Source organism: Dickeya ananatis, assembly GCF_019464615.1.
In the GTDB taxonomy this organism is placed as follows: Bacteria; Pseudomonadota; Gammaproteobacteria; order Enterobacterales; family Enterobacteriaceae; genus Dickeya; species Dickeya oryzae.
Genome location: NZ_CP040816.1, coordinates 1,554,798 through 1,575,036, shown reverse-complemented (window position 1 = coordinate 1,575,036; position 20,239 = coordinate 1,554,798). Strand labels below are relative to the sequence as shown.

Genomic DNA, 20,239 nt, shown 5'->3' with positions numbered 1-20,239 from the left:
TCGATGATGTTGTCTTTTACGTTTAGATGTTAAAAATTACAGTAAAATACACCTACCTACATTTCTATACGTTTGTTTGCAATACGGCTGATAGAGTAACCGCCGTTCATAATTTTTAGTACTTTATCGCCATTTTCCTAGATATTTCCCCATATTCATTTCCTAGACTCACCTCGTTCGGCGTTTCATTGCGCTTTAGCCAGGCTTAACCGGAGGAAAAAGAGAATGAAAGTCAGAGAACGATTTATTGGACTTGAATGGCTCCGATTTTTGCTTGGATGCTATGTGATGGTTTACCACACCGTACATATCTATCCGCAGCGTGACAAGATCCCTTTTCTCAACGAACTGACCAGCATGGGATTCTTCGCCACCAGCACATTCTTTGTGTTGTCTGGCTTTCTGCTGACGCACGTTTATCTGCGTGAAGGCCAGTTGCGTGAACCCGCCCGGCATTTTTTGGCTAAGCGGCTGTTTAACCTCTACCCAATCCATATTATCGGTCTGGTGTCCTCGATTGTGGTGGTCAGCCTGATGCACTGGCTGGCCATCCCCCCCGAGGGGCACGTCGCCAGCGCCCGTTTCGTCATTTACGACAGTAACGACCCCGGTGTCGCCCCGGAAACCTTACGCCACTACATGGATAACGTGCAGTTGGCTGTTAATGGACTGCTGCAACTGCTGATGTTACAGGCTTGGAACCCCTATTTTTTGACCTTCAACGCGCCGTTGTGGTCGGTCTCGACGCTGTTCTTTTTCTATTTACTGTTCCCGTTACTGGCTCCACGGTTGTTGGGTAGCCGTTACCCGCGGCTGTGGCTGGCGGCCCTGTTCTTGTTATATCTGCTGCCGCCGGTATGGGTTATCTGGCATCAATTATATGGCGTGCCGTATACCGGTTTGCTGCAACGCAATCCGCTACTCCGACTGCCGGAATTTTTAGCCGGGATAGTAGGTTACGCCATTTTCCGCCAATATCGGGACGGTAAGATACCGGCGTTGACATGGATGCAAGGTGCTACCCAACGTAAAGCGCTGGGCGTATTTATCGGTCTGAGCTTCATCATAGCGACCTGGTTGTTTACGCATGGCGAGCACTACTGGTATTTCCTGTTGCACAACGGCCTGCTGTTACCGGCACAGGTTGCCTTGGTCTGCTTGTGTGCTCATGCCCGCGAACCAGGCAGCGATACGCTGAAAACCTGGGCAACCCGCCTGGGTGGCGCATCACTGTCGATTTTCGCCTTGCACGTGCCGCTGTTTAATCTGTTCCGTACCTTAGAACAGTTATTACGCGGCAATCCGTTGCAATGTTTTACCGACTGGCAGGCCTGTATCGATGCGGCAGGACGCGTGGACGTCTCCATGACCGGCTACGGCGTATTCCTGCTCACAACCGTTACCTTGTGCGTGATATTCCAGGAACAGGTCGTGACCCGCATGAAACAGTCGCTGACCGAACGCTTCCTCACTCGCCGCTTCCAACCTTCCCGCAGCGCAGCCTGATGACAGCGGCTATAACGGTGATGTGATCGCCATCACCGTTATAGCCGTAAATCATTAATCACACGGTTTATAACAATTTCCATTCTAATTATGGGTCACTTATACCTAGAGGCGCGGCACGATTCCTGTTAATGTTGCCTCGCCGGGAAGTAACCGGTATATCGATACATCGGCAAGCCGTTCGAACGGCGTCTTTCACTTTTAGTCATTCACTGTTTTATCTGACATCATGACATATTCCAAACATGCACTTTCGCCGCTGGGTCTATTCATTGCGCTCAGCGCTGCAGGCATTTCCACCAGCCATGCGGACACCGTCTGGCTAACCAACGGTGACAAGATCAGCGGCCAGATTACGCTGCTGGATAGCGGCAAGTTATTCATCAAAACCGATTATGCCGACACCCTGTCGGTAACCTGGGACAAAGTTAAAACCTTCCAGACCGACCACGGCATGGTGATTCAGGGGCAGCGTTACGAAAAAGGCGTGCTTTACCCGTCTATCAAAGCCTCTGACAGTTCACGTGCTATCGTGGCGCAACCCGCCAGCGTAGACGGGCAACAAGTCAGCGCCGGGCAGGAAACGCTGCCGTTGTCCGATATCAACTCAATGGTCGTTCCACACCGTTGGGTGGAGGATTTCTCCTGGAAAGGCAATATCGATGTCAGCCTGGCCCACAAGAAAAGCTCCACTGAAACCGACAACCGTGATGCAACGCTGAGCACGCGCCTGCGCCACGGCACATGGCGTCACAACCTGGATGCCAGCTACCACATGACCAAAGAAGACAATGTGGAAAGCACCAAAAACGCCGACGGTGAATACGCGCTGGATAAATTCATCGACGAGCACTGGTTCTGGCAGGGTCGCTATGAATACAAACGCGACTGGATAGAAAACATCAAGGTCAACCGCTCTGTGGGTACCGGTCCGGGTTACCAGTTCTGGGATAACGATCTGGGTGCGTTCTCGGTTACAACGCTGGTTAACTCCCAGACGTTTATTTATCAGAACAACAGCGAAGACAATTTCTACTCCGGTGGCCTGAAGTGGAGCTACGATCGCTTCCTGTTTAGCAAGCGTACCGAGCTGTTCAGCGATGGCGAAGTGGGCCGTTCGTTTGACAGCACCACCCCGCTTTATTTCAAAGCGGGTGCAGGTCTGCGCTTCAAAGTTACCGACTGGTCATCCGTCAGTATGAAAGTCTCCCGCAACCGTACCGAAAGCGTACAGGGTAATGTCAATGACACCCTGTACTCGCTGGGTCTGGGCGTCGGCTGGTAATTTACCGCGTTCTGGTTCCTGCAAATATCGCAGGAACCCTCTGTTAAGCACCGCGGAATTGTTGAATGCCGTGAAATGCGGCGATAAAAAAAGCCCGGTTTGTTTAAACCGGGCTTTTTGTTTTTGCTCACCGTAGCACCACAGCCTTACTGTGACTTCGATTCCTGTTTAGACAGGTCTTCCGCAATCTGGACGGTTTCATTCAGATATGCATCCGGATCCTGATAATCCTTCGGCAAGTCATCCAGCGATTTCAACGGCGGTTTACCCTGACGTTTCAGTCGATCATTGATGCGTTGCAGACGCGTTGCCTCGTCTTCGTTGTTTTCTTTCTGGCGCTGCACCAGGTTCAACGACACGTGATTACGCTTCTCTTTCATCTCCTGATAACGCGCCACATCCTGCTGGATATACTGGAATTCCGGATCCTTGGCGATACGCGCATTGTGCTGTTCAATCAGCCACGGCAACAACGGTTTCATGTCGCCCATCACGGTATAACTGGCCGGTTTGATGCTATCCCACGGCAACGCGTTATCTTCAAACTTCTCGCCGGTATCCACCGCCTCGTTGCCGGTCGGCATCACGATATCAGGCGTTACCCCTTTACGCTGGGTACTACCGCCGTTAATGCGATAGAACTTCTGAATGGTGTACTGCACTGAACCCAGCGCTGGCCACTCAGGGCGTAACATCTGGTCGTAAATACGATTAAGAGAACGGTATTGCTGCACCGTACCCTTACCGAAGGTGGGTTCACCCACAATCAGTGCACGGCCGTAATCCTGCATCGCGGCAGCAAAAATCTCTGACGCCGAGGCGCTAAACCGATCAACCAGCACCACCAGCGGGCCTTTGTAATAGATAGTGTCATCCGTGTCGCTATCTTCACGGACCTTGCCGTTATTGTCGCGCACCTGCACCACTGGCCCGGTGGGAATGAATAGCCCCGACAGGCCGACCGCTTCGGTTAACGCACCACCGCCGTTGCCACGCAGGTCGATAACGATGCTACTGACGTGCTCTTTTTCCAGTTTTTGCAACTGTACTTTCACATCATCCGTCAATCCGACGTAGAAACCGGGGATATCCAGCACACCAACTTTGTCTTTGCCGACATCTTTGATGGACATTTTCACCGCACGGTCTTCCAGGCGAATGCGCTCACGGGTCAGCGTGATGGTTTGCGTTTTGTTGCCCTTACCTGCTGGCAACACTTCCAAACGCACCTTGCTACCTTTCGGCCCTTTGATCAGCGCGACGACGTCATCAAGCCGCCAGCCAATCACATCCACCATCGGCTTACCCGCTTGTCCTACACCTACGATACGATCGCCAACGCTAATGCGTTTACTTTTCGCCGCCGGGCCACCCGGCACCATCGAATTGATGACGGTGTAATCTTCATCCATCTGCAGCACCGCACCAATACCTTCGAGCGACAAGCTCATTTCAGTGTTGAACTGTTCGGTATTGCGGGGAGACAGATAACTGGTGTGCGGATCGATTTCCCGCGCGAAGGCATTCATAATGAGCTGGAACACATCTTCGCTATTGCTCTGGACCAGACGGCGAATCGCAAACTGATAGCGTTTGGTCAAGGTTTCCTTGATTTCCGCATCGGTTTTGCCGGTCAGTTTCAGGCTCAGCCAGTCATATTTGACCTTGGCATCCCACAGTGCGTTGAGTTCGTCTACGCTTTGCGGCCAGGGCGCTTTAGCGCGATCAAGGTCAATAAAATCGTTGCCGTTGAGGTTAATCGGCTTTTCCAGCAGCGTCAGCGCATACTGATAACGCTCAAAACGGCGCTTCTGAGCCAGGTTATACATGGCGTATGGCAGGCTTAGCTTGCCATTCTTCAGATTTTCCCCTAACTCACCTTTCTGACCGGCAAACTGCGCCACGTCTGAAGCCAACAACACGTTATGGCTGTAATCCAGCATGTTGAGATAACGGTCGAAGATCTTGCCGGAAAATTGTGCATCCAGCATGAACTGGCGATAGTGGGAACGCAGAAAGCGCGATGCCACGCGCTCACTGACGGTAGAATGCTGCGCTTCTGGCTGTAGTTGAGGAATTTGGTCTGCGCGGGTGATGTTCTCGCTGGCAAAACTGCTCCCGGACAGCAAAAGCCAGGTTAATGCAACTGCTTTAACAAATTTGTTCATGCCCTGGTTGGCCTCCGTATCAGAACTGCAAATGTTCTGCGCGTACGATCATCGCCAGACCAGAAGCCAGTTGTACCCTGACCCCGTCTTTAGCGATCTCCAGCACAGTGGCATCCATGGCGTTTTTGCCAGCCCTGACCTTGATTTCCTGGCCGATTTGCAAGCTGGAAATATCCGTCACCGCTTGCCGTTCCGGTGTTACCGCACGGGCTGCTTTAGGCTGACGAGGTTGGGATTTATCGGATGACGGAGAAGCGGTCTGTGTGGCGCGAGGAGAAGATGGACGCGGCTTGCGCGGCGCGGCACCAGCGGCATCACGTTCACGACGCGGAGCATTTTTGCCGGCAGACGGACGCGTACGGGAAGGTTCGGCTTCACCGGACTCGCGTTTCTTCGCCTGTTGCTCGGCACGCTGAGCCTGGACTCGAGCCTTAGCCTCTTCCAGTTGCTTGCGGGCATGCTCCACATGCTGCTGCTCAAGCTCGCCGCACGGGTTGCCGTCAAGGTCAACGCGTTGAGCGCCGAGTTTAACGCCATACAGATAACGCCAGCTTGACGTATAAAGACGAAGCGCAGAGCGCAACTGCGTCTTGCTAACGTGTTCAGATTCGGACACGCGTTCGACCAGATCCTGAAAAATACCAATCTTTAACGGACGCGCTTCGCCTTCAAGCGTGAAACAAAGCGGAAAACGCTCTGCCAGATAGGCGATCACTTCTTTACTACTGTTCAACTTAGGTTGATTTTCCATGAAATTTCCTGATTACAACGGGTTTGCCAACCAGCGCAGGCATGAACAGGCGTCATTATAATGACGCCATCGGCAATTGCTACGTTATCCTTGTCGCAACATAAGAGAATTGATGAAAGATAGCAGATCGCTCTGTGACAATTGGCGGCATAACACCGCAGCGATAGCCAGTAAACCGGCTTCGTCTTCGGCGTCAAAGCGCTCATGGACTGTGCTGTCAATATCCAGCACGCCAATCAATTGACCATCCACCATCAGTGGCAACACGATTTCAGCATTGCTGGAGGCATCGCAGGCGATATGACCGGGGAACGCATGGACATCGCCGACCCGTTGAACATGGTTTTCCGCAATAGCTCGACCACAGACCCCTTTTCCTGCTGGAATACGCACACAAGCCGGACGCCCTTGAAACGGCCCCAGAAACAGCGTGTCGCCTTCCAGCAAATAAAAGCCGGCCCAATTCACACCATCCAATCGTTCAAACAGTAACGCACTGCTGTTTGATAATATCGTGAGGAAGCGATCTTCACCGGCAATCAGTGCGGTTAAGTCACGTTCCAGTTCATTGTAGAATTGTTCTTTTTTCATCATTTGCATAGGCAGAAATTGTCTTTACGGACCGCCTGACGGCTGATGTCCGCAGTACATTACATAAACTCTCGCGTCGGGATGCTACAGGATTTCTCTTGCCAGCCCAACTTTCACCGCACGGGGCGTGCCATAAAGCCACCGTCATCGCACGTTATACCACGCCCGACACCGATAATTGCCCGCAGGATACCGTCTGATGACACCATCATGTGACCTGACAAGAGTAGCAGTGATTTTGTGTCATCCATCATTCAGTTACACTATGATAATACCTGTCCTGTTAACCTGCCCGCAGGAAATATGAAAATTTATAACGCCGCTGCGCCTGTCGAGTCGGCCGATTCGCCGCCTGCCGCGCCGCGCCGCTTTCAGCGTTGCCCGCAATGCGACCAGCCCTTCATGTTGCCCCGGCTCAAACGCCATCAACACGGTCACTGCCCGCGCTGTGCGGCACATCTTGCCAGCGGCCGCGATTGGTCTATCTCCCGTCTGGTGTCGATGGCCATCGCCATGCTGGTACTGATGCCGTTTGCCTATACCGAGCCGCTGCTCAATATTCGCCTGCTGGGTGTTTCCATCAATGCCAGCTTGCTGGAAGGTATCTGGCAAATGACACGCCAGGGCCACCCGGTTACCGCCAGTATCGTGGCATTTTGTACTATCGGTGCACCACTCACCCTGGTTTTCGCACTGTTGTATCTGTTTTTCGCTCCACGCGTCGGTATGAACCTGCGTCCGGCCTTGTTGCTGTTCGAACGCCTGAAAGAATGGGTCATGCTGGATGTGTATCTGGTCGGTCTGGCGGTCGCGTCGATTAAAGTGCGTGAGTTTTCCGAGGTTCTGCCCGGCAATGGGTTGCTGGCGTTTCTGGTGCTGATGGCGCTAAGCCTGTTGACGCTGATTCACCTTAATGCCGAGCAGCTCTGGCAGCGCTACTACCCACAGAGAGACCCACAACGTGATCAGCAGCGTGCCAACTCAGCCTCAACAGAAGCTCTGGTCTGCCTGTCCTGCCATTTTACTGCACAGCCTGACCATCAAGGCCGTTGCCGTCGTTGCCATGTGCCGCTCACGCCGCGCCGTCCTTATAGCCTGCAAAAATCCTGGTCGGCGTTGATTTCCGCCGTTATCTTGCTGTTGCCTGCTAATTTGATGCCGATCTCAATCATTTATGTCAACGGTGTTCGCCGCGAGGACACGATTTTTTCCGGCATTATGTCGCTGGCGGCCGGGAATGTCCCGGTGGCGCTGGTGGTTTTTATCGCCAGTATTCTGGTGCCGTTCAGTAAGGTTATCATCACCACATTTCTGCTGGTCAGCATCCATTTTCGGATGAAAACCGGCCGCATGCTCCGTATGCGTCTGCTGCGCCTGATGACCTGGATTGGGCGTTGGTCGATGCTCGACCTGTTCGTCATCGCCCTGACCATGTCGCTGGTTAACCGCGACCAATTGCTTGCTTTTACCATGGGACCTGCAGCGCTTTATTTTGGCGCTGCCGTTATCTTGACCATATTGTCTGTCGAGTGGCTGGATAGTCGACTGATATGGGATAACGACTAAATTAATAGGATAACAATGTCGAACTCAACGCCGATGCCCGCCGCTGAAGCCCGCATCAAATCCCGACGTCGCTTGTCGCCTTTCTGGCTGCTGCCCGTTGTCGCCTTGCTGATTGCTGGCTGGTTGCTTTACACCAACCAGCAGGAGCGTGGTGCGACGGTAACGATTGATTTCGTCTCGGCGGACGGCATCGTTCCCGGCCGCACACCGGTGCGCTATCAAGGGGTGGAAGTCGGTACTGTGCGCAACATAAAACTCAGCGATGATTTGCGCACGATTCAGGTCGTCGCCAGCATCCGTAACGACATGAAGGATGCGCTACGCAGCGGTACCCAGTTCTGGCTGGTGACGCCCAAAGCCTCACTGGCCGGAGTATCGGGGCTGGATGCACTGGTCGGCGGTAACTATATTGGCATGTTACCCGGCCGTGGTGACCCGGCGACACACTTCACTGCACAAGATAATCAGCCGAAATATCGCGCTAACAGTGGCGAATTGCTGGTACACCTGCATGCTGACGACCTGGGGTCGCTCAATGCCGGTTCGCTGGTTTATTTCCGTAAGATTCCGGTTGGGAAAGTCTACGACTACAGCGTTAATGCCGATCACCGTGGTGTGACGATTGACGTATTGATCGACCGCCGTTTCACCGGGTTAGTGAAAAAGAACAGCCGCTTTTGGAACGTTTCCGGGCTAAAAGCAGATGTCAGTTTCAGCGGGGCGACCGTTGAAATGCAAAATCTATCGGCACTGGTTAACGGTGCTATCGCTTTTGACTCGCCCGAACAGAGCGAACCCGCCTCTGCGGACCAAATTTATGATTTGTATCCGGACCTGGCACACAGCCAGCGTGGCGTGTCGATAACGCTGGACTTGCCTTCTGGCGATAAACTACAAGCCGGGCACACTCCCCTGCTGTATCAGGGATTGGAAGTGGGGACACTGCAACGGCTTACCCTGGAAGCTAACCAGCGCGTCACCGGTGAGTTAATTGTCGACCCGTCCGTGGTGCCGCTGATGCGAGACAACACCCGCATTGAACTGGCCGCACCGCGTTTATCGCTCAGTGATCTCAACCTGCCCAGCCTGTTAGGGGGGACAACACTGACGCTCATCCCCGGCGAGGGCGAACCGAAGCAACACTTTACCGTGGCTGACGCCACACAACAGCAGCTGCAGCAGCCCGGTGCCCTCAACGTCGAATTAACGGCCGACCAGAGTTACGGTATCGACAGCGGCCAGCCGATCATGTTGCATGGTGTGCAAATTGGTCGCATTGTTCAACGCACGCTGACCGATAACGGTGTGAGTTTTACCGCCGTTATCGACCGCCAATACCGTCACCTGCTGCATAAAGACAGTCAATTTGTCGCCAGTAGCCGGGTCAATGTCAAACTTGGGCTGGATGGCGTACAGATGCTGGGCGCCAGCGCGCAAGAGTGGCTTAACGGCGGTGTCACCGTGTTACCGGGCTCGGCCGGCGAGCCACAATCACGTTACCCGCTCTACAGCGATCGGGAAAAAGCCGGTGCCGGTATTCAGGGGACAACGCCCCCCACCACACTGACATTATTGGCCGACAGCCTGCCGGATATTCAGGACGGCTCCGTCGTGCTGTATCGCAAATTTCAGGTCGGTGAAATTACCCGTATTCGCCCCAAAGCCGAAACCTTCGAAATCGATGTTTATATTCGACCGGAATACCGCAAACTGCTCACCGATAACAGCGTATTCTGGGCCGAGGGCGGCGCGCGCGTGCAACTGAACGGCGCAGGACTGACGGTTCAGGCTTCTCCGCTCAGCCGGGCGCTGAAAGGGGCGATTAGTTTTGACAATGTCGACGGCGCTGCCGATGTGCAAGGCGGCAAGCGCCCGTTGTACAGCAATGAAACCGCCGCCAGAGCCATTGGCAGCCGAATCACATTACGCACCTACGATGCCAGCAAGCTCTCCGCCGGTATGCCAATCCGCTATCTTGGCATCGACATCGGCCAACTGGAGTCACTCAAACTGGCGGATCAGCGCGACGAAGTGCGAGTGCAGGCGGTGTTGTACCCGGAATACGTTCGCCATTTTGCCCGTGCGGGTACCCGTTTTTCGGTGGTGACACCCGAAATTTCCGCGGCTGGGGTCAACCACCTGGAAACGCTGATCCAGCCCTATATCAACGTCGAGCCAGGCAATGGTGCCGTTACCCGCAGTTTTGAACTGCAAAAAGCCACGATTTCCGACTCACGCTATCAGGACGGACTCAATATCAGCGTTGATACCGCGGAAGCCGGATCGCTACAGATTGGTACCCCGGTACTGTTCCGCGGTATTGAGGTCGGCACGGTGACCGGCCTGTCACTCGGCACCTTGTCCGATCGGGTCTCTGTCGCGCTGCGTATCAGTAAACGCCATGCCCATCTGGTACGCGATAACTCGGTATTCTGGCTCGCTTCCGGCTATAACCTGCAATTTGGCCTGACCGGCGGTGTTATCAAGAGCGGTACGTTCCAGCAATTCATTCGCGGCGGCATCGCCTTTGCCACACCACCCACCACACCGCTGGCACCGACAGCACAGGCCGGTAAACACTTCCTATTGCATAGCGAAGAGCCCAGTGGCTGGCGCGACTGGGGAACCGCCCTGCCGGAACGATAAGCACAGACGGCGGCTCACCGCATCAGAAGCAGTGAGCCGCCATCCCTTCCCATCACTGGGATATGGTAAGATTCACACTTTGATTGTTGTTGTAACGGAAACGCTGCTGTGGCTAAACCTATTCCTGCCTCCCTCACCCCCGATTTTCTGACCGCCATGCAAGCCATCATGCCTGCGCATCTGAGCATGGATGACTTCGTCGATGCCTGCCAGCGGCCATTACGCCGTAGTATCCGCGTCAACACATTGAAAATCAGCGTGCCTGATTTTCTTACACTGGTCGCCCCCTACGGTTGGGAAATGGAAGCGGTGCCCTGGTGTCACGACGGTTTTTGGCTGCTCAACGCGGATGAAGAAGCCATGCGGCTGGGTAATGTGCTCGAACACCTGAGCGGCCTGTTTTACATCCAGGAAGCCAGTTCGATGCTACCGGTCAGTGCGCTGTTCATGGGGCATGATACCCCAGAGCGGGTGTTGGATATGGCCGCCGCCCCCGGCTCTAAAACCACGCAGATTGCCGCCCATCTCAACAATCAGGGATTGATTGTCGCCAACGAATACTCCGCCAGCCGGGTGAAGGTTTTGCACGCCAACCTGCATCGTTGTGGCGTGAGCAATACCACGCTGACACACTTTGACGGCCGGGTCTTCGGCAACGCCTTGCCTGAAACCTTTGACGCTATCCTGCTGGATGCCCCTTGCTCTGGCGAAGGCGTCGTCAGGAAAGATCCTGCCGCCATGAGTCACTGGTCGCTGGAAAGCATCGCTGATATCGCCGCCACTCAACGCGACCTGATACTCAGTGCCTTCCATGCATTGAAACCGGGCGGCGTGCTGATTTACTCCACCTGTACCCTGAATCATCAGGAAAACCAACAGGCGTGCCATTGGTTAATGCAACAATTCCCCGGTGCGTGTGAAATCGAGTCGCTAAAAGATCTGTTCCCGCAAGCACATCGCGCTCTGACGGACGAGGGGTTCCTGCACGTCTTCCCACAGATTTATGACAGCGAGGGTTTTTTTGTGGCGCGCTTGCGTAAAACTGCGAGCGTACCGCCGCTGGCACCGCCGGATTACAAACCGGGCAAGCTGCCATTTACGCCGCTCAGCAACAAAGATGCACAACTGATTTGCCAAAACGCCCGACGTTTGGGGTTGCGATGGTCAGAGCAGCAGTTACAGCTGTGGCAGCGAGACGATGAGATCTGGTTGTTTCCAACCGCACTGCAACCGATGCTGGGTAAAATGCGCTTCTCCCGTATCGGCATCAAACTGGCAGAACGTTTTGCCAAAGGGTATCGCTGGCAGCATGAAGCCATTGTGGCGCTGGGCGACCCTCACAGCCCGAACGCCTTCGCGCTTACTGCCGAGCAGGCCGTGGACTGGTTCCGGGGAAAAGACATTTATCCTCCCGTCTTCATCGACCATGACGACATGTTATTGACCTGGCAGCAGACTCCGTTGGGGCTCACCAAGCGTGTTGGTCAACGGCTGAAAAACACTCTGCCTCGCGATCTGGTACGCGATGGTGCCAATCTTGTGCTTGCTATCGATTAATCTTTCATTCCATCGCTTAATCTTTGACCGGGTCGCCGTTTGTGGCGTTCCCGATCGACGTTTTTCATCTACACTCACAACCAAGGCGTAGTAACCTGTTGAGGAATCTATGTTCGCACTGGTGATCTTTGTCTGTTACCTGGGGGGTAACTGCGAGAGTCTGGTCGCGGGAACCTATATCAATGAGCCACAGTGTCTGAGCGCCATGGAGGAGCAACAAATCCGTAATGGCGGCTGCTTTCCGATTGACGATTTTCGCAGCGGGTACTGGAAACCGGCCCACGAATACCGTGACCGTTAATCCCCCACGCGTCCTGTGTTTTGCAGCTACGCACGGCAGCTCCGGCAGCGCACGCCATAACCGTTATTGACTCGCTCTACACACAAGTCAATACGTCCCCAATAAATGACAACGCCATAACGCAGAACGCATAAAAAAGGGCAATGCCGTAACGGTAACGACATTGCCCAAACTGATGTAATAAAGACCGACTGTTATGGACAGACTCTCACTCACTTATCAAAACTTCACCCACTCATCTTTGTCAGAATGGTGTTTAGCACTACCAGACGACGACTGATCCATCTTCGCTGTGTGTTTGCGCCCTGACTGGCTCGATTTACCGGACGACGGTTTACCCAACAATAGCGCCTGATGATTGGCTGCTGCACCGGAAGTATGGGTATGGTGGTGCGTATGGGAATCGTCACCTAAATGAAACGCCGATACCGCCTGCATCAGCAACTGTGACTGTTCTTCCAGCGCATTAGCCGCCGAGGACGACTCTTCCACCAACGCGGCGTTTTGCTGTGTGGTGCTATCCAGTTCAGTCACTGCCTGGGCGATTTGGCTAATCCCGCGACTTTGCTCATCGGATGCCGAGGCAATTTCTCCCATGATGTCAAACACATGGGTAATAGAGCGGACGATATCCTGCATGGTTTTGCCTGCATCATCCACCAGCTCTGAACCGGTATTCACCCGCGATACCGATTCCTGAATCAGCCCTTCAATTTCTTTTGCTGCCTGCGAGCTGCGCTGAGCCAGATTACGTACCTCACTGGCGACGACAGCAAAACCACGCCCTTGTTCGCCCGCTCTTGCCGCTTCAACCGCCGCATTCAGCGCCAGAATGTTGGTCTGGAATGCAATACTATTGATAACCGAGGTAATTTCGGAAATGCGTTTAGAACTGCTTGAAATATCATTCATGGTTTTCACCACGTTACTGACTATCTCACCGCCTTTGATGGCATTTTGTGAGGCTTCTGAGGCCAGTTGTGAGGCGTGATGCGCGTTTTCCGAGTTCTGTTTTACCGTTGAGGTCAGCTGTTCCATACTGGCGGCGGTTTCCACGACGGCTGCCGACTGCTGCTCCGTGCGGGACGACAGGTCTGTATTACCGGCCGCGATCTCCGCCGACGCCGACGCCACATTCCCGACGCCTTCGCGAATATCCCGAATCATAGTGCGTAATTTGTCATTCATGTTCGCCATGGCGGTGATCAACATGCCTAGCTCATCACGGCGTGAAGAACTAACCGATGACGAGAGATCACCATCGGCGATGCGCTCAGCCACCGACAGCCCCTGCTTAAGTGGCATCACAATCTGCACCGAAATACGCCATGCCATGATGATGCCAAGCAACACCACCGCCAACCCGGTCACCATCATTTTCAATTCCGATGAACGGGTGGTTTGAGTCGAGTTAGTCAGTTGCTGACTAAACAGGGCAGACACATCTTTATTCAATTTATCCGCGGATGCCGTCATTGCCTGACTGGCGCGGGTTTCATCCTGAAATGCTGCCAGATATGCTCCTGCAGATTGACGATACACCAGAAAATAATCCCAGGCAGTTTTCAGACTGCCTTGTATCGCTGCTGGCAATTGCCCGGCTTTTTCTTTAATGGCTTTTTCCGCCGTATCAATACTCTTCAGCGTCACCGCCAACGTATTATCAGACGGTGCCAGCAACAAATCATGGGCTACATCACGAATATCCGACATGCGTTCACCCAGTTGATACAGCACCAACTGGGTATCAGAAGGAAGCCCGGTTACCTGCTGCCACTGGCTCTGGAACGTTTCCAGTACTTTTTCACTGTCGTCCTGACTGATTGCCAATCCTGCGGTATCACGCTTTTTACTGGTGGCAATAAACGCTTCTCGCGTAGCACTATAGGCTTTCAAATCCTGATCGATACGTTCAACATCATCAAAGGTATTCTTATCCCAGTTCAAATTTTTAGCCTGAGCGAGGATATCGCCCATCTTATTAACCAGCACCCCATTTTTCTCAATCACACTGTAATCGTGCGTGAACTGGAATTGCGTACGCAAGACGCGAGCTTGTGCCAATGTAGCATTAAGATCATTCGTCACCTGAACCTTAGTATTACTATCATCGATGGTACGAAACCCGACGAGGCCGGATATCAATACCACCAGTGATAATAACAGCACTAAGCCAAACCCTAACGACAGCCGGGTTCCCACTTTAAGATTATCGTATTTTTCACCCAGAATACTCATAGCATCACCTGTTTATGATTATCGTAATCTGATTACCAGCGTATTATTTCTGCCATCACCATACTGTAAACATATTGATTCACCTGCACTCCAAACACATAAGGCATAGCACATAGCAACGATAACGGATAAAAACAACGTCATGTAATAATTTAGCGATTAACTACTCACAGAGATTCTCTACCATCCAGGTTTTATGGCCACACACTCCACCTCAAAAATTATCGACCTGTATAAAGAGTAGTTTAATAAAAACACCTAATAACACCCAATAAGTAGACAACTATCACAACTCATCTTTTTTCAATTAAATATCTAATAAATCATAACCATGTAGAATAAATAAATCTTTATTCTAAAAATGAGTGCGAACAATAATGTGGAAAATAAAAAAGCAACATAATAATAATCAGCTATAATTGTGCCCTCACGCCATCGAGGCAATCACAGGAGTCAATGTAATTACAATGTTAATTGGATGATATCTATTTGATGGCGATTTTTTATGGTCGCGTGGTTATTCACGTAATATACCCTAAATAATTTGAGTTGCAGGAAGGCGGCAACCGAGTGAATCCCCAGGAGCTTACTCAAGTAAGTGACCGGGGTGAGCGAGGGAAGCCAACGCACCTGCAGCAACTTGAAGTATGACGGGTATATAGACTTCAATAAGACAGCAAACGCATTGCCAACCGTAATACCGTCACGATAACCGGACGCTCCTTGAGCATGCATGACTGACAGCCGCAGAAACCTGCGTTACAACGACAGATTCACGAGGATAATGACTAAGAGAGAACACATACAGCGCACCTCGGCACGCTATATGTGTTGATGTTGATTTTAGAGACTGGGCGTTAACGTCAGCACCACCACCCCACGGGGAGTGACCTCGTCGACCCCACACTGGAATTGCAAACCGCCGCCTTCAACCTGCATTTTGCGCCCCGGCAACAGGGCTACATCATAGATATCGTTTTTACCGTCAATGTCCAGCAACCAACGTCCATTACTGATACTGGTAATACCGGTATCCACCAGCCAGGAAGCGGTGCTCCCCTCCACCAGCAACGGTGCATGCAAGCCAGCAGGAATACATTGCGGGTCAGCTTTCCACTCCCCTGCCTCCTGCAATTTACCCGTTTTCAGTACGTTGCGTGGAATCAGGGTAATACCCGCGTCATCATGACGGCTCACCGGCGTATCATGCTGTTGCGGCGATCCTTTACCGGTCGCCAGCCACGCCAGTGACACCCCGGTATCCAGCGCACAGGTTACGACGACATCCCCAGGAAAGAAATCTCGCCGAATCCAGGTACTGATCGTCCCGGGCGCAATGCCCAGTAAGTCACCCAACTCTTTTTGCGTACTAAAGCCATAGGCATCAAGCATACGACGCAGTACCGCCTTACCACCCGATGATAGGATTTGCTCATAAAGCGCCTTACCTTTCAGCGGTGATTTATGAGCAAAAACATTCGCATTTGCAAACTCGCCAGTTACCAGCCATCCTGCATCGGCTCCAGTATCTAGCGCACATTTAAGAATAATGTTACCCGGCACGTTCCCTCGCTGAACCCAGTTACTGATTGTATTGGTAGGTATTTCAGTTACCTCGCTCAGTTCCTTCTGAGTCTTTACTCCATAGCTTGACATGATGCGCTCAAGCACGGAGGCCGCAGACACGGCATCACTATTTGTATTCAAAAACACCTCACGAGTATTTACATATACACGTTACGTGTTTTATAGTGTCGACATAGCACATGTAACACCATAGAACACCCTGGCCTGGGGGAGATATTGCTTTATGTCGAACGAGATTTCAATTCTATCGCTCATTTCTGAGGAAAATCCTACGTCAGTGAGTGCTTTTTGTGTCATCGCAACACCGGCAGCCATAGATTATCGAATACCTCATTTTATGCCTGCTCAGGTAACGGCGACTTTCACCTGCTTGCACAACACGATGCAAACGGTATCGGCAATGGCTGATCTCTGGCGCTATCCACCTGCTACCGGGAATACAGACTGCACCGCAATCGATCTCCCCAGTTCCTGTTATTTTGCAAATGCAAAAACGCCGTTCACTCCTGACTGGAAATCGGACGCATTTTCACTTGTTGCAACGTTACAGCTGCTGCCAAATGGGCAATACCATTTGAACGCTGTGAATGATACTAATGACTTTACCATGAAATTCGGAAATTCGAACTCTACTAAAGTTCAGTACCACCATCCCCAGTTCAGCAACCGGCCAAACGACCGTGATAGTCAGCGAGCGTCATCATGAAGCCGCATTATGCCTTTACTGCCAATCACCTGCAGGCTCTGCCGCCAAATTTGCGGGCGCTGCTTGGAAAACATTTTGCTGATTCGCGCTGGGAACAGACATGCCTGTTTTACCAACGACTTTCGGAACGCTATCGGCGCACGCTGTGTTTTCATGCTGCCTTGCACCAACGCTGGTGTGTCTACCTGCTTGATGAGATGGATGAAATGGCAAGAGAACGGGTTGTCAGCGCGTTGAATGAACTACGCAACGCATTTGGCGGGTCGGAGATTAAGGAAAGAAGTGACGTATTGCCATTAGTCACCCGCTTACACCTTAGCGAGCGCCGCACACTGTTTTTTCACGCTGGGCTTACAGCGCGGGAATTCAACCACCCTTTGCGGCGTATCGATGAGCCAGATTGCCAATGGACAGATGCACTGGTTCGCGCTGCCGGTGAATTACACAGCCTGTTTAGCGATGCCCCCGACATTCTGTCCAGTATCAAACCCGAACATTATTTTCGCTAACACCCGTTTTTATCGCTAACGGCTGATTTCATCAGAAAACCACCGCCGTTAACTCAACCGCCGCCAGACAAGCCGCCATTTTGGCTGGCAGGACTTGTTGCGGCTTATTATCAGGAGAATGTATGAAAAATAACCAAAAAAGACACTGCACAAGCTTCATCCCACCGGGTAGCCGCCCGCAGGATAGCTGGCGTACCGACCTTGCTCATCGCTACAGCGAGCATCTGGATAATCTGGCGCAACACGCCTGTCAGGAGCATTTATCCGCACAGGAGCTGGTAGCGCTATTGCAACAGGAAGCAGAAAACATCCGGCACCAGCTGTGGGAGGCGCACTGATGGCAGACAGTATGGACATCTCTCAGGAGCAGCAAGCGTTACTGCTGGATGCACAAATTGCGCACGCACCGCGCCCGTCATCCCATCGGCATTAGTCTGTGAAGATTGTGATGCGCCGATTCCCGAGGCTCGTCGGCTGGCGATTCCCGGTGTGGTGTGCTGCGTATCCTGTCAGGAAATCCGTGAACAGCGACTACGCCATTACCGGCCGCTGTCCTGATGACAACATCTACGAACTGACAGACCGGGAGCGATACGGTGATTTGTGCCGATCATCCGGCAAACACGCATTGGGTAAACAACACGCGGGCTGGTTATGACGTCTGACAACAGCGAAAAAAGTGTCGATAACGGGGAACAACGCTGGGCATACGCCTGGAATGCCCCTCGTACGGCTATTCTGCCCGAATCCAGTACGCTGTCTTCAGATACACTGCGACAAGGGCAGGCAGTCTTGTATCAACTGGCGCTGTTACCGCGTTTCCTCGCTGATCACTTTCGGCGACGCTTCGAGTATCTCAAGCAACATCAGGGGCTACAGGCCGCGTTTAACTACCTGTTAGCGGTGGTTCATCGTCGGCTGTGGCCCCGAATCGACGCCGTTAACTCCCGTTACCGGATGAACACTCGCCGTTCTTCGCGCTTCATCAGTGAGGCGGAACAATACTACCAACTGCCGGACATGCCAGATCGGGTGCTGTCTGCATTTGCCAGCCGTATCGCCGGTCACATGAATGATGCCTACAACGCGCGTTGCGATCAGTACTTGCAGGCGTGTAGTGGCAATCATCACATGCCGCTATTCAGTGACGAGATACAAACCCGTCTCTATGGTCAATTGGCGACGCTGGCACAGGCACTGAACGTAACCCCGGCGTACTGGCATCGCCACCAGAGTGGAACGCTCACGCTAGAACAAGCCTGCGCCGGTATCATGCGGCTGGTGACCCCGCGCTGGTGGGAGCGCCAGTTAAAAATCCAGCGCACCCGTTGGCGTGAAGCGTTGTGGATTGCCAGCGGCGAAGTCAGCCGGGCGGCATCGCCCTTTCTCAGCCGTCAGGCCTGGCAGGAGAGTCACTACCGCCGACTGGCGACGCTGGATTTCCTGAAAAGTCGGGATCTGGAAAACACCCGCAGCGGTGAGCGTGTGGATCTGATCGATAAAGTCATGTCCAGTATCGCTAACCCCAGTATTCGCCGTATGGAACTGATGGCGATGCTGGCAGGCATTGAACGTTATGCCACGGCTCATCAACACATCGGTATGCTGGTAACGCTAACGGCCCCAGGGCATTACCATCCAACCCGTACCCGTAATCACGACCAGGTATTGCCTAACACTGGATGGATGCCGGATTGCCCATCTCCCAAAATGACTCAACATTATTTGGTCAAGCTGTGGAGCAAAATTCGTACTGCACTCAAAGACCGCAAATTATCCGTTTACGGTCTGCGGGTCGTCGAACCGCATCATGATGGTACGCCACACTGGCACCTAATGTTGTATTGCGAGCGCGCGCAGCGTCAGTCTATCGTCGATGTCCTACGGCGTTATGTGTTACAACAGGAAAACAGCGGCGCAATGCAACGCTTGTTTGACTGCAAACACATCAACAAAGGCGGAGCAACGGCCTATGTTGCCAAATACATTGCCAAAAATATCGACGGCTACGCATTGGACGATGAAACAGACAATGAAACGGGAAAGCCATTGAAAGATATGGCGGCCGCCGCTTCTGCATGGGCATCGCTGTGGCGTATCCCCCAGTTTCATTTTATTGGCCTGCCTACCGTCGGTGCCTATCGGGAATGCCGACGCATTCGCAGCCGCTCTCTGGCAGGCTCATTGGGGGAGCAAGCTGAACGAGTGAGACATGCCGCCGACCACGGCGACTTTGCTGCCTATATTGAAGCGCAAGGGGGGGCCAACGTGGCCCGAAAATGCCAGTCGGTTCGCGTCGCCAGAGCCGCCAGCGAACGACTAAACGCTTATGATGAAACGATCGTGCGTACCGTCGGCATTTTTTCTGTCCAGTGCGGCAGTGAACGCGTCTTCCCCACCCGGCCAGATGAATGGCGAATCGTGGCTAAAAACCGTACCACTCACCACGACGAAACCGATAGGCATCGGTCTGCTCTCCCTTGGAGTTCTGTCAATAACTGTGGGGGGGTAATTTCACCGGCCTCACTCCCATCGTCATACCGTGATATTCCTCGTGTTCCTTCAGCACGATTAACCAATTTCCAGCGTGACAAACTGGCGTCATTAGGCCCCCGGTTAAGACAACAAGGCATTCACCTTTCACGCTGGGAACGGGAAGCACTGGCTCGCGGCGCCAGGGTCAGCGTTGACGGGCAACTGATTGATGAAATTAGGAATAAAGCTATATCCGCCGTTGATGGAAAGCGCATCATGGACATACAGGTCCTGCACTTATGAGTTGACGAATATTACTGAATAAAGTACTGTATATAAATACAGTCTCACAA

Annotated in this window: 16 protein-coding genes and 1 pseudogene; 12 read left to right on the top strand and 5 right to left on the bottom strand. The window is 52.7% G+C overall.

Annotated features, from left to right (window positions below; translation table 11 throughout):
- The first annotated feature begins 225 nt into the window (after positions 1-225).
- The gene (locus FGI04_RS06840; RefSeq protein ID WP_407336479.1) at positions 226-1,506 is read left to right on the top strand and encodes an acyltransferase family protein; all 1,281 of its coding nucleotides are present in this window, start codon (positions 226-228) and stop codon (positions 1,504-1,506) included.
- 229 nt (positions 1,507-1,735) lie between these two features.
- The gene (locus FGI04_RS06835) at positions 1,736-2,791 is read left to right on the top strand and encodes a DUF481 domain-containing protein (RefSeq protein WP_407336478.1); all 1,056 of its coding nucleotides are present in this window, start codon (positions 1,736-1,738) and stop codon (positions 2,789-2,791) included.
- A gap of 146 nt (positions 2,792-2,937) precedes the next feature.
- Here FGI04_RS06835 and prc read toward each other — a convergent pair whose 3' ends face one another.
- From prc to FGI04_RS06820, 3 genes are all read right to left on the bottom strand, one after another.
- A complete protein-coding gene (gene prc / locus FGI04_RS06830; RefSeq protein ID WP_342701026.1) occupies positions 2,938-4,959 on the bottom strand; it encodes a carboxy terminal-processing peptidase in 2,022 nt (673 codons plus the stop codon).
- Positions 4,960-4,978: 19 nt separating this feature from the next.
- Positions 4,979-5,710, bottom strand: a complete 732-nt coding sequence (proQ, locus tag FGI04_RS06825; RefSeq protein ID WP_342701027.1) for an RNA chaperone ProQ — start codon at positions 5,708-5,710, stop codon at positions 4,979-4,981.
- A gap of 84 nt (positions 5,711-5,794) precedes the next feature.
- A complete protein-coding gene (locus FGI04_RS06820; RefSeq protein ID WP_342701294.1) occupies positions 5,795-6,301 on the bottom strand; it encodes a free L-methionine (R)-S-oxide reductase MsrC in 507 nt (168 codons plus the stop codon).
- Positions 6,302-6,604: 303 nt separating this feature from the next.
- Between FGI04_RS06820 and yebS the strand changes: the two genes are divergently transcribed.
- The 4 genes from yebS to FGI04_RS06800 all read left to right on the top strand — a co-directional run bounded on the left by yebS (position 6,605) and on the right by FGI04_RS06800 (position 12,371).
- Positions 6,605-7,867 carry a membrane integrity lipid transport subunit YebS gene (gene yebS, locus FGI04_RS06815; protein WP_342701028.1) on the top strand — a complete coding sequence of 421 codons (1,263 nt, stop codon included), beginning with the start codon at positions 6,605-6,607 and terminating at the stop codon, positions 7,865-7,867.
- A 15-nt stretch (positions 7,868-7,882) separates the two neighbouring features.
- Positions 7,883-10,513: a PqiB family protein gene (locus tag FGI04_RS06810; protein WP_342701029.1), complete on the top strand. Its 2,631-nt coding sequence runs from the start codon at positions 7,883-7,885 to the stop codon at positions 10,511-10,513.
- Positions 10,514-10,621: 108 nt separating this feature from the next.
- The gene (gene rsmF, locus FGI04_RS06805; RefSeq protein ID WP_407336476.1) at positions 10,622-12,070 is read left to right on the top strand and encodes a 16S rRNA (cytosine(1407)-C(5))-methyltransferase RsmF; all 1,449 of its coding nucleotides are present in this window, start codon (positions 10,622-10,624) and stop codon (positions 12,068-12,070) included.
- A gap of 109 nt (positions 12,071-12,179) precedes the next feature.
- A complete protein-coding gene (locus FGI04_RS06800; protein WP_012769560.1) occupies positions 12,180-12,371 on the top strand; it encodes a YdfD/YebW family protein in 192 nt (63 codons plus the stop codon).
- Between the two features lie 219 nt (positions 12,372-12,590).
- On the opposite strand, the gene FGI04_RS06795 is transcribed toward FGI04_RS06800, so the two are convergent.
- Both FGI04_RS06795 and FGI04_RS06790 read right to left on the bottom strand, forming a co-directional pair.
- Positions 12,591-14,609: a methyl-accepting chemotaxis protein gene (locus FGI04_RS06795; protein WP_407336475.1), complete on the bottom strand. Its 2,019-nt coding sequence runs from the start codon at positions 14,607-14,609 to the stop codon at positions 12,591-12,593.
- Positions 14,610-15,452: 843 nt separating this feature from the next.
- Positions 15,453-16,295 (bottom strand): phage repressor protein CI, encoded by an 843-nt coding sequence (locus tag FGI04_RS06790; RefSeq protein ID WP_342701295.1) that lies wholly within the window; start codon positions 16,293-16,295, stop codon positions 15,453-15,455.
- Between the two features lie 124 nt (positions 16,296-16,419).
- On the opposite strand from FGI04_RS06790, the gene FGI04_RS06785 reads away from it, so the two are divergent.
- The 6 genes and pseudogenes from FGI04_RS06785 to FGI04_RS06760 all read left to right on the top strand — a co-directional run bounded on the left by FGI04_RS06785 (position 16,420) and on the right by FGI04_RS06760 (position 20,189).
- The gene (locus FGI04_RS06785) at positions 16,420-16,902 is read left to right on the top strand and encodes a hypothetical protein (RefSeq protein ID WP_407336473.1); all 483 of its coding nucleotides are present in this window, start codon (positions 16,420-16,422) and stop codon (positions 16,900-16,902) included.
- A complete protein-coding gene (repB, locus tag FGI04_RS06780) occupies positions 16,899-17,411 on the top strand; it encodes a phage replication protein B (protein WP_016942385.1) in 513 nt (170 codons plus the stop codon). Before FGI04_RS06785 ends, repB begins: the two co-directional genes overlap by 4 nt.
- 122 nt (positions 17,412-17,533) lie before the next feature.
- Entirely contained in the window at positions 17,534-17,749 is a 216-nt protein-coding gene (locus tag FGI04_RS06775) for a DUF2732 family protein (RefSeq protein WP_016942386.1), read from the top strand.
- Positions 17,749-17,969, top strand: a pseudogene (locus FGI04_RS06770) (TraR/DksA family transcriptional regulator). Before FGI04_RS06775 ends, FGI04_RS06770 begins: the two are co-directional and overlap by 1 nt.
- Positions 17,932-18,069, top strand: coding sequence for a hypothetical protein (locus FGI04_RS06765; RefSeq protein ID WP_407337421.1), 138 nt, complete (start codon positions 17,932-17,934; stop codon positions 18,067-18,069). Before FGI04_RS06770 ends, FGI04_RS06765 begins: the two are co-directional and overlap by 38 nt.
- The gene (locus FGI04_RS06760; RefSeq protein ID WP_407336472.1) at positions 18,066-20,189 is read left to right on the top strand and encodes a replication endonuclease; all 2,124 of its coding nucleotides are present in this window, start codon (positions 18,066-18,068) and stop codon (positions 20,187-20,189) included. Before FGI04_RS06765 ends, FGI04_RS06760 begins: the two co-directional genes overlap by 4 nt.
- The last annotated feature ends 50 nt before the right edge of the window (positions 20,190-20,239 follow it).

What these genes read in the sequence shown, in the direction of transcription:
- FGI04_RS06840 (WP_407336479.1), top strand. Translation starts at nt 226, where the DNA reads ATGAAAGTCAGAGAACGATTTATTGGACTTGAATGGCTCCGATTTTTG.
- FGI04_RS06835 (WP_407336478.1), top strand. Translation starts at nt 1,736, where the DNA reads ATGACATATTCCAAACATGCACTTTCGCCGCTGGGTCTATTCATTGCG.
- prc (WP_342701026.1), bottom strand. Translation starts at nt 4,959, where the DNA reads ATGAACAAATTTGTTAAAGCAGTTGCATTAACCTGGCTTTTGCTGTCC.
- proQ (WP_342701027.1), bottom strand. Translation starts at nt 5,710, where the DNA reads ATGGAAAATCAACCTAAGTTGAACAGTAGTAAAGAAGTGATCGCCTAT.
- FGI04_RS06820 (WP_342701294.1), bottom strand. Translation starts at nt 6,301, where the DNA reads ATGAAAAAAGAACAATTCTACAATGAACTGGAACGTGACTTAACCGCA.
- yebS (WP_342701028.1), top strand. Translation starts at nt 6,605, where the DNA reads ATGAAAATTTATAACGCCGCTGCGCCTGTCGAGTCGGCCGATTCGCCG.
- FGI04_RS06810 (WP_342701029.1), top strand. Translation starts at nt 7,883, where the DNA reads ATGTCGAACTCAACGCCGATGCCCGCCGCTGAAGCCCGCATCAAATCC.
- FGI04_RS06800 (WP_012769560.1), top strand. Translation starts at nt 12,180, where the DNA reads ATGTTCGCACTGGTGATCTTTGTCTGTTACCTGGGGGGTAACTGCGAG.
- FGI04_RS06795 (WP_407336475.1), bottom strand. Translation starts at nt 14,609, where the DNA reads ATGAGTATTCTGGGTGAAAAATACGATAATCTTAAAGTGGGAACCCGG.
- FGI04_RS06785 (WP_407336473.1), top strand. Translation starts at nt 16,420, where the DNA reads ATGTCGAACGAGATTTCAATTCTATCGCTCATTTCTGAGGAAAATCCT.
- repB (WP_016942385.1), top strand. Translation starts at nt 16,899, where the DNA reads ATGAAGCCGCATTATGCCTTTACTGCCAATCACCTGCAGGCTCTGCCG.
- FGI04_RS06775 (WP_016942386.1), top strand. Translation starts at nt 17,534, where the DNA reads ATGAAAAATAACCAAAAAAGACACTGCACAAGCTTCATCCCACCGGGT.
- FGI04_RS06760 (WP_407336472.1), top strand. Translation starts at nt 18,066, where the DNA reads ATGACGTCTGACAACAGCGAAAAAAGTGTCGATAACGGGGAACAACGC.